Source organism: Vibrio sp. S457-15 (genome assembly GCF_000960545.1).
Classification (GTDB): domain Bacteria; phylum Pseudomonadota; class Gammaproteobacteria; order Enterobacterales; family Vibrionaceae; genus Vibrio; species Vibrio parahaemolyticus.
In genome coordinates this window covers 267748-285065 of record NZ_JYOQ01000028.1, presented here as the reverse complement: position 1 = coordinate 285065, position 17318 = coordinate 267748, and the positions used below count along the sequence as shown (strand labels likewise).

Annotated in this window: 14 protein-coding genes; 7 read left to right on the top strand and 7 right to left on the bottom strand. The window is 43.8% G+C overall.

Features of this window, described 5'->3' with window-relative positions; translation table 11 throughout:
• Positions 1-2: 2 nt before the first annotated feature.
• Complete coding sequence (gene glpT, locus UF05_RS04135; protein WP_025502907.1) at positions 3-1373, bottom strand: glycerol-3-phosphate transporter; 1371 nt, start codon at positions 1371-1373, stop codon at positions 3-5.
• A gap of 895 nt (positions 1374-2268) precedes the next feature.
• Between glpT and UF05_RS04130 the strand changes: the two genes are divergently transcribed.
• The 5 genes from UF05_RS04130 (at position 2269) to UF05_RS04110 (ending at position 8606) form a co-directional block, all read left to right on the top strand.
• The gene (locus UF05_RS04130) at positions 2269-3123 is read left to right on the top strand and encodes an MIP/aquaporin family protein (protein WP_005456607.1); all 855 of its coding nucleotides are present in this window, start codon (positions 2269-2271) and stop codon (positions 3121-3123) included.
• A 50-nt stretch (positions 3124-3173) separates the two neighbouring features.
• Positions 3174-4691 (top strand): glycerol kinase GlpK, encoded by a 1518-nt coding sequence (gene glpK / locus UF05_RS04125; RefSeq protein WP_005456578.1) that lies wholly within the window; start codon positions 3174-3176, stop codon positions 4689-4691.
• Positions 4692-4850: 159 nt separating this feature from the next.
• The gene (locus UF05_RS04120) at positions 4851-5642 is read left to right on the top strand and encodes a DeoR/GlpR family transcriptional regulator (RefSeq protein ID WP_005456614.1); all 792 of its coding nucleotides are present in this window, start codon (positions 4851-4853) and stop codon (positions 5640-5642) included.
• 178 nt (positions 5643-5820) lie between these two features.
• Entirely contained in the window at positions 5821-7380 is a 1560-nt protein-coding gene (glpD, locus tag UF05_RS04115) for a glycerol-3-phosphate dehydrogenase (protein WP_045545033.1), read from the top strand.
• Between the two features lie 278 nt (positions 7381-7658).
• Positions 7659-8606, top strand: coding sequence for a magnesium transporter CorA family protein (locus UF05_RS04110; RefSeq protein WP_045545032.1), 948 nt, complete (start codon positions 7659-7661; stop codon positions 8604-8606).
• Positions 8607-8682: 76 nt separating this feature from the next.
• Here the strand turns inward: UF05_RS04110 and UF05_RS04105 are convergent, their stop codons facing one another.
• Positions 8683-9867: an NnrS family protein gene (locus tag UF05_RS04105; protein WP_045545031.1), complete on the bottom strand. Its 1185-nt coding sequence runs from the start codon at positions 9865-9867 to the stop codon at positions 8683-8685.
• A 186-nt stretch (positions 9868-10053) separates the two neighbouring features.
• Here UF05_RS04105 and UF05_RS04100 point away from each other — a divergent pair, with 186 nt between their 5' ends.
• Positions 10054-10605, top strand: a complete 552-nt coding sequence (locus tag UF05_RS04100) for a gamma-glutamylcyclotransferase family protein (protein WP_021449958.1) — start codon at positions 10054-10056, stop codon at positions 10603-10605.
• Positions 10606-10642: 37 nt separating this feature from the next.
• Here the strand turns inward: UF05_RS04100 and UF05_RS04095 are convergent, their stop codons facing one another.
• The gene (locus UF05_RS04095; RefSeq protein ID WP_045545030.1) at positions 10643-11239 is read right to left on the bottom strand and encodes an outer membrane beta-barrel protein; all 597 of its coding nucleotides are present in this window, start codon (positions 11237-11239) and stop codon (positions 10643-10645) included.
• Positions 11240-11384: 145 nt separating this feature from the next.
• On the bottom strand, positions 11385-11717 hold the full coding sequence (locus UF05_RS04090) for a tRNA-binding protein (RefSeq protein ID WP_005494151.1): 333 nt from the start codon (positions 11715-11717) through the stop codon (positions 11385-11387).
• A gap of 176 nt (positions 11718-11893) precedes the next feature.
• Between UF05_RS04090 and UF05_RS04085 the strand changes: the two genes are divergently transcribed.
• A complete protein-coding gene (locus tag UF05_RS04085; RefSeq protein ID WP_020835443.1) occupies positions 11894-12892 on the top strand; it encodes a substrate-binding domain-containing protein in 999 nt (332 codons plus the stop codon).
• A 15-nt stretch (positions 12893-12907) separates the two neighbouring features.
• On the opposite strand, the gene UF05_RS04080 is transcribed toward UF05_RS04085, so the two are convergent.
• From UF05_RS04080 to UF05_RS04070, 3 genes are all read right to left on the bottom strand, one after another.
• Entirely contained in the window at positions 12908-13612 is a 705-nt protein-coding gene (locus UF05_RS04080; RefSeq protein WP_025536491.1) for a 3'-5' exonuclease, read from the bottom strand.
• A gap of 1 nt (position 13613) precedes the next feature.
• Positions 13614-15455, bottom strand: a complete 1842-nt coding sequence (locus UF05_RS04075) for a DUF294 nucleotidyltransferase-like domain-containing protein (protein ID WP_045545029.1) — start codon at positions 15453-15455, stop codon at positions 13614-13616.
• Positions 15456-15518: 63 nt separating this feature from the next.
• A complete protein-coding gene (locus UF05_RS04070; protein WP_228750843.1) occupies positions 15519-17159 on the bottom strand; it encodes a sodium/sugar symporter in 1641 nt (546 codons plus the stop codon).
• Positions 17160-17318 lie beyond the last annotated feature (159 nt).

The window sequence follows — 17318 nt, the reverse complement described above, 5'->3', positions numbered from 1 at the left end:
TATTACGCTAGCGCTTCTTGTTCCTTTTCGCGCTCTTTTTGCTCGTGGTGTGCGCGTTCGCCTAGAAGCGCATACGTCAAACACACGATAGAAGTAATACATGAACCAATTAGAATGATGAAACCGCCATCCCAACCGAAATGGTCCACGGTGTAACCAAGAATCGCGTTTGCAGCCACCGCACCGCCTAAGTAACCAAACAAGCCAGTTAGACCAGCAGCAGTACCCGCTGCTTTTTTCGGTGCCAATTCAAGTGCATACAAACCAATCAGCATGACAGGGCCGTAAATCAAGAAGCCAATCGCGATAAGAGCCATCATATCGATTGTTGGGTTGCCCGCTGGGTTGAACCAGTAAACCAATACCGCCAACGTTACCAATACCATGAACAAGATGCCTGCAGGTGCACGACGGCCTTTGAACAGTTTGTCCGAAATCCAACCACACAATAACGTGCCAGGAATACCTGCCCACTCGTATAGGAAGTAAGCCCAAGACGATTTATCTACCGAGAAGTCCTTCGCTTCTTTTAGATAAACGGGTGCCCAGTCCAACACACCGTAACGGATCAAGTAAACAAACGCGTTTGCAATCGCAATCGACCACAACAGTTTATTGTTGAATACGTACTTGAAGAAAATTTCCTTCGCCGTCATTTCTTGTTCATGCGACTTGTCGTAGTCATCTGGGTAGTCATCTTTGTACTCTTCAATCGGCGGTAGACCACAAGACTGAGGCGTATCTCGAACCGTCATCCAAATGAACACCGCAACCAAAGTGGCGAAAAATGCAGGTACATAAAATGCGGTGCGCCAATCATCGTTAAATGCCCACAGACCCAAAATGAATAGTGGACCAATCAAACCGCCACCCACGTTGTGCGCCACGTTCCAAACCGAAACGATCTCACCACGCTCTTTACGTGACCACCAGTGCACCATGGTTCGCCCACAGGCCGGCCACCCCATACCTTGGAACCAACCGTTCAAAAATAGAAGAATAAACATCGCCGTGATGCTGCCTGTTGCCCATGGCATAAAGCCAAAACAGAACATAACCAAAGCTGACATCAACAAACCGCCACTGAGGAAATAGCGCGGGTTAGAACGGTCAGACACGCTGCCCATTAAGAATTTTGAAAGGCCATAAGCGATTGAAACAGCGGCCAAAGCAACACCAAGGTCACCACGGCTGTAACCCTCCTCGATGAGGTACGGCATCGCTAAACTGAAGTTTTTACGAACCAAATAGTAGCCGGCGTAGCCAACAAAAATACCGATGAACAGTTGCCAACGGAGGCGAGAATAGGTGCTATCAATGCTATCTGGGGATAGACGATCAATGTGCGCCTTAGGTTTGAATATTCCAAACATAGGAACCTCATTATGTATATGCGATGGTAAAGAACCCAAAAGGAGCGAACGAAACAAAATTAACATTCGTTCGAAAGTTTCTGCATTGTATGAGGTTAGGATTTAATTTCTGTGATAAATGTTGCATAGGAATTAATTATTAGTAAATACAGCAAATTAGCCACCATTAATTAGACAGCCGTTCAACTTTACTCAGAATTCGTTAATATCTTTTCTTGATCAAAAAAGAACATTTAATCACTCACATTCGAAACTAAACAAAATAAAGGCTCGAATAGGAACACAAATTCGAGATAAACGGTGCTGCATGACGCATTAAGCTAAGGAAAAATCAGTAATAACAAAAGTGAAGGAAAAGTTTGGTGTTTAGTTTCAAACGAAATAAAGAGTCCAAAAACAACCAAGTTCTACTGAGGTGTACATTTCGTACACTTAGCGCAATGAACACACTTTTGGAAGGCAAAATCCATATCATACTCTCGTTATACGCGAGTCCGATTTTATCGTCGTGCGTTCTAGTTATTTTCTTTCAGGATCTCCCCCCAAGCCTTTGCTGTATCTGGCTTTAACTACCTCTTAGGGATTACTTTTTACACAAACTATTGAACGATAATCCACCATTGACGAACCAGCTTCACAAAACTCCTCTTACCAGTTGTGCATTTGTTTTCACATCGGTAATTTGAGCGCTGAAAATGACTCACTCATCCCTATAAAGAGCTTTCTATCAGTTTCCTTTCTGGTCAAAAGATGCGCCATTTAACAAAAACGAAGAGTTTGGTTAACAAATTCATGCTCAAACGCTCATTTTTAATGCTCGTTTGTTTTCGCAAACGTTTATATGTGCACAATACTATCGTGCTAGATAAGCAAAAATAACTATAGGACTCTTAACATGACAACCAACAAACACCCCTCTCTGCTCGGAGAATGTTTGGCCGAGTTCATCGGTACAGGACTACTCATCTTCTTCGGCGTTGGCTGCGTCGCAGCCTTAGTGTTAACAGGCGCATCTTTTGGACAATGGGAAATCAGTATTGTATGGGGCTTAGGTGTCTCCATCGCGATCTACTGTACTGCCGGCGTTTCAGGCGCACACATCAACCCAGCCGTAACCATTGCATTAGCTATGTTTCATGGTTTCGATAAAGCGAAAGTGGTGCCGTACATCATCGCTCAGATGTTAGGTGCATTTTTCTCTGCCGCTTTGGTTTACAGCTTGTACAGCAACCTTTTCACCGATTACGAAATCGCACACAACTTTGTACGTAGCAGCCAAGACGCCCTTGCAACGGCTGGTATTTTCTCAACTTACCCACACGCTTCTCTTTCTTTCTTTGGCGCATTTGCTGTGGAATTCGTCATTACAGCTGTATTAATGTTTGCCATTTTGGCTCTGGGTGATGAAAACAACGGTGCCGCTCGTGGCGCGATGAACCCATTATTGATTGGTATTCTGATTGCGGTTATTGGTGGTTCTCTTGGTCCACTGACTGGCTTTGCGATGAACCCAGCTCGTGACTTTGGCCCTAAACTGTTCGCGTACTTTGCAGGTTGGGATTACGCACTGACCGGCGCTAAAGACATCCCTTACTTTATCGTTCCCCTTCTTGCTCCTATTGCGGGTGCTTGCTTTGGTGGTTGGTTATATCCAAAAGCGATCGCGGCATACCTCCCTCGCCAAGGTCACGGTTGTACCATTCCAAACCAATGTGATACTGAAGAAGAAACAGAAGAAGCTCGAGCTTAACCGCTTGCCAATTACTAAAATATAAATAACGAAACAAAAGGATTCTTACCATGACTGAGCAAAAATACATTGTTGCCCTCGACCAAGGTACGACAAGCTCTCGCGCTGTTATTCTTGATCACGACGCCAATATCGTAAGCGTCGCTCAGCGAGAGTTTACTCAGATTTATCCACAAGCAGGTTGGGTTGAGCACGATCCAATGGAAATCTGGGCAACACAAAGCTCTACATTAGTTGAAGCTTTGGCTAAGTCAGGCATCCGAAGCGACCAATTAGCTGCCATTGGTATTACGAACCAACGTGAAACCACCATCGTCTGGAACAAAGAAACAGGCAAACCCGTCTACAACGCGATCGTATGGCAATGTCGTCGCACCGCAGACATTTGTGAAGACCTAAAAAGCCGCGGCTTAGAAGATTACGTTCGCGACAACACCGGCTTGGTGCTTGACCCTTATTTCTCTGGCACTAAAGTTAAGTGGATTCTGGATAACGTAGAAGGCGCACGCGAAGATGCAGAAGCAGGCAAACTGCTGTTTGGTACCGTCGATACGTGGTTAGTATGGAAGATGACTCAAGGCCGCGTTCACGTTACTGACTACACCAACGCATCACGTACCATGCTGTTTAACATCAACGACCTATGTTGGGACCAAAAGCTGTTGGATGAGATGGGCATTCCGGCGTCAATGATGCCAGAAGTAAAACGCTCTTCGGAAATTTACGGCAAAACGAACATCGGTGGTAAAGGCGGTACTCGAATTCCTATCGCAGGTATTGCAGGTGACCAACAAGCGGCGCTATACGGCCAAATGTGTGTGGAAGCTGGCCAAGCGAAAAACACATACGGCACAGGTTGTTTCTTGCTGATGAACACTGGCCAAGAGAAAGTCACCTCGAAGAATGGTCTGCTTACCACTCTAGCTTGTGGTCCGAAAGGCGAGCCAGCTTACGCACTTGAAGGTGCTGTGTTCATGGGTGGTGCCTCTATCCAGTGGCTACGTGATGAACTGAAAATCCTAAACGGCGCAGAAGATTCTGAATACTTCGCAACAAAAGTGGACACATCGAACGGCGTTTATGTAGTACCAGCCTTTACTGGCCTTGGCGCTCCATACTGGGATGCTTACGCACGTGGCACCATTGTTGGCCTTACTCGCGGTGTGAACTCAAACCACATTATCCGAGCGACTCTGGAAGGCATCGCTTACCAAACTCGTGACGTATTGGATGCGATGCAAGCTGACTCTGGAATCAAACTCGCAAACTTGCGTGTTGATGGCGGTGCGGTAGCAAACAACTTCCTAATGCAATTCCAATCGGATGTATTAAACACAGAAGTACACCGTCCACAAGTGACTGAGGTAACGGCTCTTGGTGCTGCATACCTGGCAGGTTTAGCGGTTGGTTACTGGAACAGCATTGATGAGCTGCAAGATAAAGCAGTGCTTGATCGTACGTTCGAACCGCATGATGACGAAGAAAAACGCAACCGTCGTTACAAAGGTTGGAAACGCGCTGTGAAATGTGCGCAAACTTGGTCTGAACTGCACGACGAAGACGATTAATTTTTCTCCCAAACGAAAAAAGAGCGCCATTTGAGCGCTCTTTTTTGCGTCTTATCCCCGATTCCTACCAGCCTTTACTTCTCACAACGCGCAAATTCGAGCACAATAGCGCTTCGAATTTGAAGCATTGGCCGTTACCAATGCACAAGGGAGTGGTAAGTGAAGCAAATACCTAGACACCAGCAGATTGTTGAACTGGTGAAAAAACAAGGCTATGTCAGCACGGATGAGTTGGTAGAAAGATTCAATGTCAGCCCACAAACCATCCGACGCGATCTCAACGAACTCGCAGACGACAACAAAATTCGTCGTTATCACGGTGGTGCCACCATCCCTCTCAGTTCTGAAAACACATCTTACAACACGCGTAAAGCGCTTAACTTCAATGAAAAAGATGTCATTGCAGAAGAGGTGGTGAAACACATTCCTGACGGCGCGACGCTATTTATTGATATCGGCACAACACCAGAAGCCGTCGCACGTGCGCTCACTAAGAGCCACAAGCAGCTACGCGTCGTCACCAACAACATCAACGTGGCAACCATTCTCTTCCCTAACCCAGAGATCAAGGTCATCTTAGCAGGTGGTGAAGTCCGCAGCCGCGATGGCGGTATCGTAGGCGAAGCAACGCTCGATTTCGTGAAACAGTTCCGTCTCGATTTTGGCATTCTCGGCATCAGTGGCATCGATTTTGATGGTTCCCTATTGGACTTTGATTACCACGAAGTACGCGTGAAGCAAGCGATCATCGACAACAGCCGCAGCGTATTTCTCGCCGTCGACCACACAAAGTTTGGTCGCAATGCCATGGTGAAACTGGGCAACATCGCGCAGCTGAACATGATATTTACTAACAAACAGCCACCAGAAGAAATTCTCGCGATCTTAAAAGACGCCGCAATTCCCCTCGAAGTGGTCGAAGCGAATGTAACATCAGCAGACGCCGAATAGATAAATCGCTCAAATTTGAACCTCAAAATGACCTCTGTCTTAATTAGACAGAGGTTTTTTTATGCCCAAATCACACAAAACGCTCACAAACGAAAATAATAGATGATCACAAACGAAACCTGAGCTAGGATTAAACCATGTTCTAAAATGCTCGTTCGCTCACCAAGAGGTCAAATTCATGAGTATACAAAAAAATACATCCACAACTAGCTCATCCACTCTTTTAGACTTGATCGTTATCGGTGGCGGCATTAACGGGGCTGGCATTGCAGCTGATGCAGCTGGCCGCGGTTTGAGTGTCGGTTTATATGAAGCTAACGATTTTGCATCAGCAACGTCTTCAGCAAGTTCTAAACTTATTCACGGTGGATTACGCTACCTTGAACACTACGAGTTTCGTTTGGTTTCGGAAGCGCTCGCAGAGCGTGAAGTGATTCTGCGTAAAGCACCACACGTCGCTCTACCAATGCGTTTCCGTTTGCCTCATCGCCCATTCCTACGCCCAGCTTGGATGATCCGCTGTGGCCTATTCCTTTACGATAACTTGGGCAAACGCACAACTCTACCAGGCAGTAAAACCGTCAACCTTGCAAAATCTGGCTTGCTAAAACCAGAAATGAAAACCGGTTTCGAATACTCAGACTGCTGGGTTGATGACGCTCGTTTAGTCTTGCTGAACGTTATGGCGGCTCGTGAAAACCACGCCGAAGTACGTAACTACTGTCGCGTTGAAAAAGCGCACCGTGAAAACGGCGTATGGCACGTAACAATCCATGACGTAACGACAGACCAACGCTTCGAGCGCAAAGCGAAAGCTCTGGTTAACGCTGCTGGTCCATGGGTGAAACAGTTCTTTGATGAAGGATTGGAGCAAACCTCCCCTCGCAACATTCGTTTGATCAAAGGCTCGCACATCGTTGTTCCACGTATCCACAACGAACCGCAAGCCTACATTCTTCAAAACAAAGATAACCGCATCGTATTTATGATTCCTTATCTAGATAAGTTCTCAATCATCGGTACGACAGATGTGGAATACAAAGGTGACCCACGTGAAGTGGCGATCTCGGATGACGAAGTTGATTACCTCATCGACATCGTGAACCAACACTTTGTCCACCAACTTACTCGTGAAGACGTGGTTTGGACTTACAGTGGTGTACGTCCTCTGTGTGATGATGAGTCTGACTCACCGCAAGCGATCACACGAGACTACACGCTAGAGCTCGATGCTGAGTACGATCAAGCACCATTGTTGTCAGTATTCGGTGGCAAGCTAACGACTTACCGTAAACTCGGTGAAGCGGCGATGAAGAAACTGGAACCGTACCTACCTCAAATGGGTGGTAACTGGACAGCAAATCAAACGCTACCAGGTGGTAACTTTAGCTGCACCCGTGAACAGTTAGCGAAGCAAATTCACGCGAAATACTCATGGGCACCGCAAGCGCTGATTCTGCGCTATGTGACTCAGTTTGGTACGCAAACGTGGGATTTGATGGAAGGCGCATCCAGTGAAGCCGATCTTGGCCAAGCGTTCTCAGAGCAAGCAGGCGGCGTGTACCAACGCGAGATCGATTACTTGATGAACCATGAAATGGTGCTAACCGACGAAGACATTTTATGGCGTCGTACTAAACTTGGCCTTTACATGAACGACGAAGAAAAACAGGCACTTGCCGACTACCTGAAAGAAAAGTTGCAACAAAAAGTGGTCAACCTTTCTCAGGTTAGCTAAAAAGCTCCTCCCCCTCACCTATGACAAAGCCTGCCTCGTTGCAGGCTTTTTGTTTCCCCTTGTTACTGTGCGGTTCTTATTGCTTCACTTGCTTACCAATAAGAACAATTATTCATAGACATTTGGCGTAAAATGCAATCATACTCATTTGAATAATTATCCCCCATAACTTCAATGTGAAGGCGTGAGAACGTTGCGGCGTGTCGTGCGCTAAGTCATTCTCGCTAAGTTAAGCATCTGGAGATTATTGGGGTATAGGCTCATACAAGGAAAAGAAAATGGGTTTTATGATTGAACATTGGGATTTCTCAACCCCAATGGCGACTCAAGAAACAACAGCGGCGGAACACATTCAACCGAATCATTGGTACCACTGTGAAAGGCTTCATCCCGATATTCGTGGCTGGCTAGAGGACAATCACGTACCACGTGCGACGGTCGATCATCTGTTAGCCGACGAGAGCCGACCATCTTTCCATCCTTTAGATGACGATAACTTCATGCTGATCTTACGAGGCATCAACATGAATGAGAATGCGTCGCCGGAAGACATGCTCAGTATCCGTATTCTCTATTTTCAGGGCGCACTGATCTCGACTCGTAAGATCCCATCACGTGCAATCATGGAAATTCGCCAAGCATTAGCAGAGCACAAAGGGCCGAAAAGCCTGGCGAGCTTACTGAATCAAATCATCGAAGGGTTGAACGGCAAAATCGACTTGTATCTCGACACCATCGAAGAAACGTTAAACGAGTTTGACGTCAATGATGAGTCAACATACAACCACATTGCGGCACAAAAGGCGCTTATTTCCATCAAACGTTTTATTCGCCCTCAGCAATATGCGATTCGTGATTTGATCGAGTCAGAGTCAGAATTGGTAACATCAAGACCTCACCAATATCGCTTCGCGCATAACAACATTACTCGCATCAACGAAACGATTGAATTTTACCTTGGCGAAGTAGCGCTTTTCCAAGACGAAATCAAACACAACCGAGACGATAAAACCAATAAAAACAGTTACCTATTTACTTTAGTTGCCACCATTTTCTTACCAACCAGCTTCCTAACAGGACTACTTGGCATCAACATTGGTGGCATGCCGGGCGTAGAATCCTCCATGGCGTTCACTTGGTTCTGCATCGCTTTGATTGTGATCTTTGGCCTAGAGTGGTTGCTGTTCAAACGCTTAGGGTTCACGAACAAAACGGATGATGAATAAGCGATAAAACCGTAAAGCGCAGAAACCAAAAGAGGAGCGTGTCGCTCCTCTTTTTTATCACTCAAGTCTAAACGCTTTATCCCGGATGACCATCCACACGAGGGGTCACGAGCATCATACCAAAGCGCCACACAAACAGCCCAAACGCAACAATCCACAATCCGCCGCTGATATCAATCCACAGCATCATGCTCGCTGGGTCAAAGATCACGGCGAAACTGCGAACCAAAGCAGCCGCGGTAATCGCTGCAAACGCAAGACTCATGTTTGGCCCTTTGTAGATCATGCGACCAGTGTGCCCCATCGTCACGCGCGCGATCATCGCCAAAATCAAACCGCCTAACGCACCTATCGCAAACAGGTGAATGAGGTTATGGCTAGCAAATGCATCTCCCCAAGCGCCTCGCAAAATTAAGCTTAGCGGCAAACACAAATACGCAGCATGCAGCGACCACACTAAAGGCTCGCTCAGGGTTAACCAAGGTTTCCAGCGAACAAAACGCACCAACTGAGCAACTCCTGCAAACAGCATCAACGGATTGCCTAATTCTGCAAACGTCACGGGGAAAAAGCTCAGCACAAATAGCATTACCAACGGCAAGTTCGCGAACCAATCTAACCACGGCAGTGGTTGTGCTTTTTCGAAATTAAATCGACGAGCAGTAAAAAATGGAATCACACGTCCACCCATCACCGACAATAACAACGTAAACCACCACAACATCGCCTGCCACACAGCAGAAGAAGTAAACGGCGGCATGCCTTTTATCGTCGCGTAGCTTGCAAAGTTCGCAAAGATGGCCAAAAGGAACAGAGGCACAAAAAATAAATTACGCCACCCTTTGGCTCGATAAACACGAATGCCTACCTCATAGGCAACAAACAGTAAAAATACCGCTTCAATGCTGCTGGTTAACCACAAGGGTACTGGCGTCCAAAGCAATATTCTAGGCGCTAACCACAAGCCAAATAAGACCAAAAGCGTGTAATGCTTGGTGCCATTAATGCCCGTCCAGTTTTGTACAGCAGTCAATACAAAACCAACCACAATCGCCATCGAAAAACCAAACAACATTTCATGTACGTGCCACCACAATGCCGGTACAGCTAATGCGTTTGGCTGTCCGGTTTGGAACATCCATACCCACAACGCAATCGCAACAATGGCGTAAATCGACCCAAATAGAAAAAACGGCCGAAAGCCTAATCGCAGCCATGCGGGGATTTTTTCTTCCACTTTTTTATCGGTGATGTTCAGCATTATCTTGCCCTCAAGCGTCTCTCGATGCTGGTTAACTCAACTACGATGTTGATGCTACCATAAACATGCATAAAAAATACATGTTAAAAAATAAGATTATACTTAAGGGGTAAAGTTTGTGCTTCATGGGCTGGTTAGGTATAAACAGTCCAAGATACAAAAAATGAGTTAAGGGATGCAACGAAGATGTACATATTTGGCTATGGCAGTTTAATCAATTCCGCGTCGCGCAAGTTAACAGGACAAACGGGAGAAGCCATTCCCGTCATTGCTCATGGACTGGTTCGCTACTGGGGAAAGATTGATGACAGCTACACTCTATCTCCACTGGTTGTGAACCAAGGCAATGGACAGGTCAATGGCGTTTTACTAGAAGTGAATGAAGAAGCTCTCGCAGAATTCGATCGCCGTGAACGTGGCTATCATCGTATTCAAATTCAGCCAGATCAAATCGAAACGGACGCGAACTTTAACCAAGGACATGAGATTTGGGTTTACGTAAAAGACGAGCCACTACCACCGTGCGCAAAAAGCCCAATTATGCAAAGCTATGTTGATACCGTGCTAGCAGGTTGCTTGGAAGTATCCCATGCATTTGCGGAGCATTTTGTGCGTCACACCATTGGCTGGCACCACGCGAAAGAAAATGACCGCCACCAACCCAAATACGGCAACCTTGCAGGCGTGCAAGAGCACCATTACGAGTTGATTGATAATCTGATCAAAAAAGGAGCCTAATGGCTCCTTTTTAGTATCTATGTTTGCATACGCGAACCTAGAATTTGTAGTCAACGCCAACGTAAAGGCTGTCAAAATCAAATTCGAGATCGCCACCACCTTCAACATCAATGGTTACTGTAGAAGTACGGTAGCCACCAGAAACAATCAGGCCTGAAGCAAATTCATAACCCACTTCAGCACCATAGTTAAAGCCAGCATCGCTGCCATCAGTCTTGCCAGTAAGGCTAGAAAGGTTTGACTTTGTCTCCAAATCAACGCCCGTTACACCAAGACCAACGACGGCACCAACATAAAAACCGGTACCAGAGAATTGGTACTTAGGTTTAGCATTAAGGTTGAACGAATAACCTTCAACTGTCGCTTCTAACCAATTACCCGCACCCGATTTTTTTTCTTCGAAGCTACCGTAGTAAACGTATTCACCTTCTAAAGCCAATTTGAAGTTTTTTGAAAATTGCAGTTCTTTACCTACTGCAATACCCAAGCCAGTCGCCGAAGAGCTGTAAGAGTGTCCTTCAACTTTAAGATCAGAGTTAAGAACATCTGCGCCAACATACCAGTTACCTTTTGCTTGAACTGACGCTGAAGCAACCACTGCACCTAAAGCCAATAGTGGCAATACTTTTTTCATTATAATTTCCTATATTTTTCATACTGTTAAACAGTTTTAAAAGCGCGGAGATTATAAATAGAGTTGAATATATATCTATTGATTTATTTATAAAATGAGACACAAAACATAAACACGAACAATAAAACGTTTGCTTGATTAAACTCTAAACAATTCTCACCCCGGTCGGCATCGCTCTTTCTGGCGTTAGTAACACACTTTCGGATTCATCATCCGTTTCTGCGCATAACAACATACATTCAGAGGTTTCACCGCGCATTTTGGCTTTGGCAAGATTACACAACACGACCACTTGTTTGCCCATCAACTCTTCCTCGGTGTAATAAGGCACTAAACTGGTTACGGTTTGCAGTGTTTTTTCACCAATATCAATCTGCACAATATACAGCTTGTCTGCATTTTGATGACGAGCTACTTCAATGATTTTTCCGGTACGAATTTCCAGTTTGGCAAAATCAGAGTAAGCGATAGTTTCCATAATAAAAACCCCAGTAAAGTTTTACTAAAAAGATAACGTTTACACTATCAGTAAGCTTAATAAATATAAGTGGTAAAGATCTCATTTCCGAAAGCAAATCCTCTATCAAATTGCACTTATTACACAATGGGTGTTTAATACTTTCAGTCAAAATTTTTAGCCACTAAAGGTTCTATATGGCAACGATCAAGGATGTCGCGAAAGAAGCCGGTGTTTCGGTCGCAACGGTTTCTCGCGTGATCAACAAGTCCCCAAAAGCCAGTCAATCATCGGTAGAGTCGGTCACCAAAGCAATGAGCAAATTGGGTTACAGACCCAATGCCGCAGCTCGCGCACTGGTGAGTCAAAGCACAAATACCATGGGTGTGTTGGTGAGTGATGTGTCCGATCCTTTCTTCGGCACGCTGGTCAAATCCGTCGATAATGTCGCGCGCGAAAATGGCAAACATATCTTGATTGGCAACGGTTACCATAATCCAGAAGATGAACGTCAAGCTCTAGAATTACTGATCAACAGCCGTTGCGATGCAATAGTCATCCACTCGAAAGGCTTATCTGATGAGGAGCTAATTGGCTACGCCCAAGAAGTAAAAGGTATGGTGCTTATCAATCGTCATATCCCAGAGCTTGCTGAGCGCTGTATTTCCCTTGATAACCGCAAAGGAGCATTCCTCGCGACAGAATATTTAATTCGTCACGGACATCGCAAAATTGCTTGCATTGCCTCATCCCACGATATCGAAGATACCGATGAGCGCTTGCAAGGTTACCAAGCCGCATTGAAAGAACATGGTATTGAACTCTCCAAAAGCTACATCGAATACGGTGAGCCCAACAGTGATGGTGGCGAAGTTGCGATGACCAACCTGTTAACCAAATCTTTGGAGATTACTGGAGTGGTGGCCTACAACGACTACATGGCCGCTGGCGCACTCGCAGCGTTAGATCAAAATGGCATTGACGTACCAAGTAAGGTTTCTATGGTCGGGTTCGATGATGGCTTGATCGCCCGCTTTGTTCACCCTAGCTTGACTACTATTCGCTACCCAATCGAGATGATGGCAGAACGCGCCGCCCGTTTGGCTTTGGCGCTATCTCGTGACGAAAAAGTTGAAGATGAAACCATTATTTTTAGCCCAACTTTAGTACGAAGAAATTCTGTTGAGCGTTGTTGATGTATGCGTTAAATGTTAGCGCGAAGCATTAACTAAAACATGTAATGGCGCAGATGAAAGGCCAAACAAGCAATTAATCTGTGCTAGATATAGTTCGGCAGTCGCTATCGCATCATTTAGTGCGTTATGGGCTTGATATGTTGGTAGGTTGAGTTCCTTTCGAATTGAACTTAACCGCCAGTCAGACCGAGTAGGTCTCAGTTGGGTGCGATATTGCTCGATTTTTAATGTATCTAACCATATTAATGGCAACTTCAAATTCTGGTACTTCATCTTGATGTATTGCTCTAAAAACCTCTGCTCCATAATGCAGCCATGTGCAACAAGAATTTTACCAGCAATTACATCCAGCAACTGAGTGAAAGCAGCTTGTTCTGAAATCCCCGATACATGCAACGTTTCAGGCCTAATATGGTGAACTTTGACTGACTCATGACAAATATCAATTGCATGATTAATGAAGACATGACGTGCACTATTTAGACGAATATTGCTGTTTCGAATTTCTACCCATCCAATACTGATTACTCTATCTACTTCAGGATTAAATCCTGTCGTTTCAAAGTCCAAGACTAACGTGTCTAACTCTCTAGCATCCGATAAAGCGCCAGGTAGAGGCGTATTTCCTATAGAGTTAAATACATCTGGCAAGCTAGATTTTTCTAGTTCTCTGCGCACCTGTTCTAGATGTTCAATTGACTGGAATGAGTAGCCAAACATACTAAGAGCCAAATTTCATTTTTAACGTGTCTTGATAACCGCGTATTATGCGAAAAGCATCTTTGAGGTGTTGTCTTTCAAAACTGCCAAAATGCTCAGGAAATATAGCATTCGTTACTGGCTTTCCACCTTGTAAGCATTGCAGCTGATGTGAGTAACGTAATTGCGTTACATAACGATAAGTCCCTATCAAGTCTTGATGTGAAGTGCTATTAATCAATCCTCTATCATACGCAAAATCGAATCTTTCTTCCGTTGACAACATTCCTCCGCCTTTGTGAAGAGCATAAATTCTAGCGATATCGACCAACAGACCAATCGCAGACTTTTTAATATTCAGCGATTTTTCGTTGTGACCATTATTTTCTAACACTAAGTTATTGAATATCCCTAGTGGTGGACGGTGTGATATTAAATTTCTAACTAAGGCTGCGATTAAATGAGGGTTATTTTTGGTACACCGCTCGCGTTCACTATTTAGTTCATCAAATAGTGACCTATCCCCGGAAATAAAGCGCACTTCAAGAAAGACATTAAGATTTAGTAACATATTGTACTCTGGATTGTTCGCCCATTTTCTGTAGAGCGGCTTCCAGATGAATAATGGCTGATTCCACTTTGGTGTAGCCGCCATAAAACGCCCATTACACAAAGGATACCCGCATTCCGCTAATCCTTTACATATATACATAGCAAAATGTCGAAAATAAATTCGGTCACTTTCTGTTGCTGAGTCATCAAGTACTAAAGCGTTATCTTGATCAGAACCTAAGTGAACCTCTCCTCTCGCATGCGAACCCGCCGCTAGCCAAGCATAATTACAAGGAGGTAAACCCACGTTTCTTTCTGCTAATTTAATCAATCGACAGGTAAAGGCATCATAAATCATCATTAAAACTTGCCCAATTACATTGGCTGGCAAATGCGATTCTATCATCGCCTCAAATACTGCCTGACGTTCTTTTACTAACAATGAAAGCGATTCTAAACTATTACACTTACTGATTTTTTCAATCAAAAAAACAGCCTGGATGCCATGCCTCTGAACTAACTCTTGAGGGCTAATCAAACCTAAAACCTGTTTATTTTTGTCAAGAACAGGGATATTACGAATATTGTGTTTCATCATCAGATTGAGCGCAGAAATAACGGGCTCATTTTGGTCAACACTCTGAGGATGGGCGTTCATAATATCCTCAACAGGTCTATAGATATTAAACGCCTCAGCAACCACTCTACTTGTCATGTCAGTCTCGGTAACCACTCCAACCAATGCATTGTCATTGGTAACCAAGGCACAAGTGCAGCCTTTTTTACTCATGATTTGTGCCACTTGCTGGATACTTTGGTTTGTATGCACCACCACAACATTATGATTGGCTAAATCTTTAGCCCTTTTAAAAAACAGGCTTTTTTCTACTTGTGAATACTGTGCATTAATACTTGAAGTGAGACGTTGACTTGCACGGATTGCAACCTGGTTAACAACATTTTCAAAATTCGAAACTGCTTTTAGTAAAAACGCATAATTAATTTTATATATTAAACAATTTTCAATGGTTTTTACTTTATATTTATCCTGTTCTAAATTAAATCCAAATACATCATTTTCGCCTAATCTAGCTCTTAATTCACCATTAGGAAATCTCTGTTCGATAACTCCAGCTCGAATAATAAATAAATTTTTTCCTTCAGGCATAACTAAGGAGACACTCTCTCCCTTTCCCCAATAAACAATATCTGTGTTCGTAGCGATAGCATCAAGAACATGGTCAGGAAGTAAATGAAATGGCTCTATCGTTTTAAAAAAAGAAACGACATTTGGCAGCAAGGTTGAATCCATATGACACTCTTTTAATTAGAAAAACTCCGCTCAAAAAAGAGCGGAGTATAATAAAGAATGGTTTTACCAGAACAATGTATATAACACTGCCAAAACAATCATTATGCCGTAAGCAGCGATATTAAAGCTTCGATCTGTTACAAACATCGATGATGTAACACTAATACCTTTAGGATCATCATCATTAATTGATGTGCTCAAACTTGTAAATGCGATAACAACCATTGTAAACAATAATGTGTATAGCATTTGATCCATAAATGGCATGGAAAGTGGCATAAATTTCAAGAACAAGGCAAATGGTATTGATGCTACTACACCAATAATAGCCCCTTTACTGGTTGTTTTCTTCCAGAATAAGCCAAGTAAGAATACAGCCAAAATGCCAGGGCTAACTAAACCTGTATATTCTTGGATGTATTGGAATGCTTGGCCAATACCACCTAACATTGGGGCAATTAGGCAAGCAATAATTAGTGCCACCACAGCTGCAGTACGCCCAACATTCACCAACTTGTGGTCACCTGAGTCAGGAGAGATATACTCTTTGTAAATATCCATAGTGAAGATAGTGGCTGTTGAGTTAAGCATTGATGCTAGTGAAGAAACAATTGCAGCAGCAAGAGCCGCAAAAACAACACCTTTAACACCAACAGGCAAGAACTGAGTTAGCCAAGGGTATGCTTTATCCGCATTAGCAGCACTTGGAAGGTTTGTTGCTGCAATATCACCAAGGCTTGCCATTAGTTGTGGGTCCGAAGTAATAACGTAAGCGGCAATACCTGGCAATACCACGAGAAACGGAACGATAAGTTTCAAAAACGCCGCAAAAACAATACCTTTCTGAGCTTCCGATACTGATTTTGCAGCAAGCGTTCTTTGAATAATGTACTGGTTAAAGCCCCAGTAATATAAGTTTGCTACCCAAAGACCACCAATTAATACGGCAATACCAGGAAGGTTCATGTATTGTGGATTACTTTGATCCAAGATCATCTCAAAGTGGCCTGGAGCGGCATCGACCATTTTAGACAACCCAGCGAACCAACCGTCCGTACCTCCAATAAAGCTCACTGCCATGTAGGTAGTCATAAAACCACCCAAAACTAAGAAGAACACTTGGATGACATCGGTCCATACTACTGCCGATAAACCACCGTAAATTGAGTACACCAACGCAAACAGCGCAAGACCTAGAATTGAGTACATCAACGGAATACCCAAAATGGTTTCGAGAGCCAAACCACCTAAATACAGTACTGAAGTTAGGTTTACAAAAATGTACAAGGAAATCCAAAAAACGGCCAAAATTGTTTTTAGTTTTTTATTGAAGCGTTTTTCAACAAATTCAGGAATGGTATAGATTCCTTTTTCAATGAAAATAGGTAGAAAGTACTTACCAACAATAATCAATGTTATTGCCGACATCCATTCATAAGATGCGATAGCCAAGCCGATTGAATAGCCTGAACCAGACATTCCTATAAATTGTTCCGCAGAAATATTTGCAGCAATTAGCGAAGCACCGACAGCCCACCAAGGCAAAGATTTTCCCGCCAAGAAATAATCTTCCGTACTTTTCTGAGTGCCTTTTTTATCACGAGATACCCAAAGTCCTACCCCAATGATAATTGCGACATAAATGGCGAAGACCATTATGTCGATAAAGCTTAGACCATGTTCTATATTCGACATCAGTTTCATCCTGTAGTTTTGTTTACGCCGCAAAGTGTAAACGTTACCACTCAAATGAAATGTAACTAAAATCACACATATTGATACATATTACGCTAAAAACCTTATAACGAGCTAAAGATCACAAATATTAAGAGAAGCATTTAATTAAAACTCTCTAAAATCAAC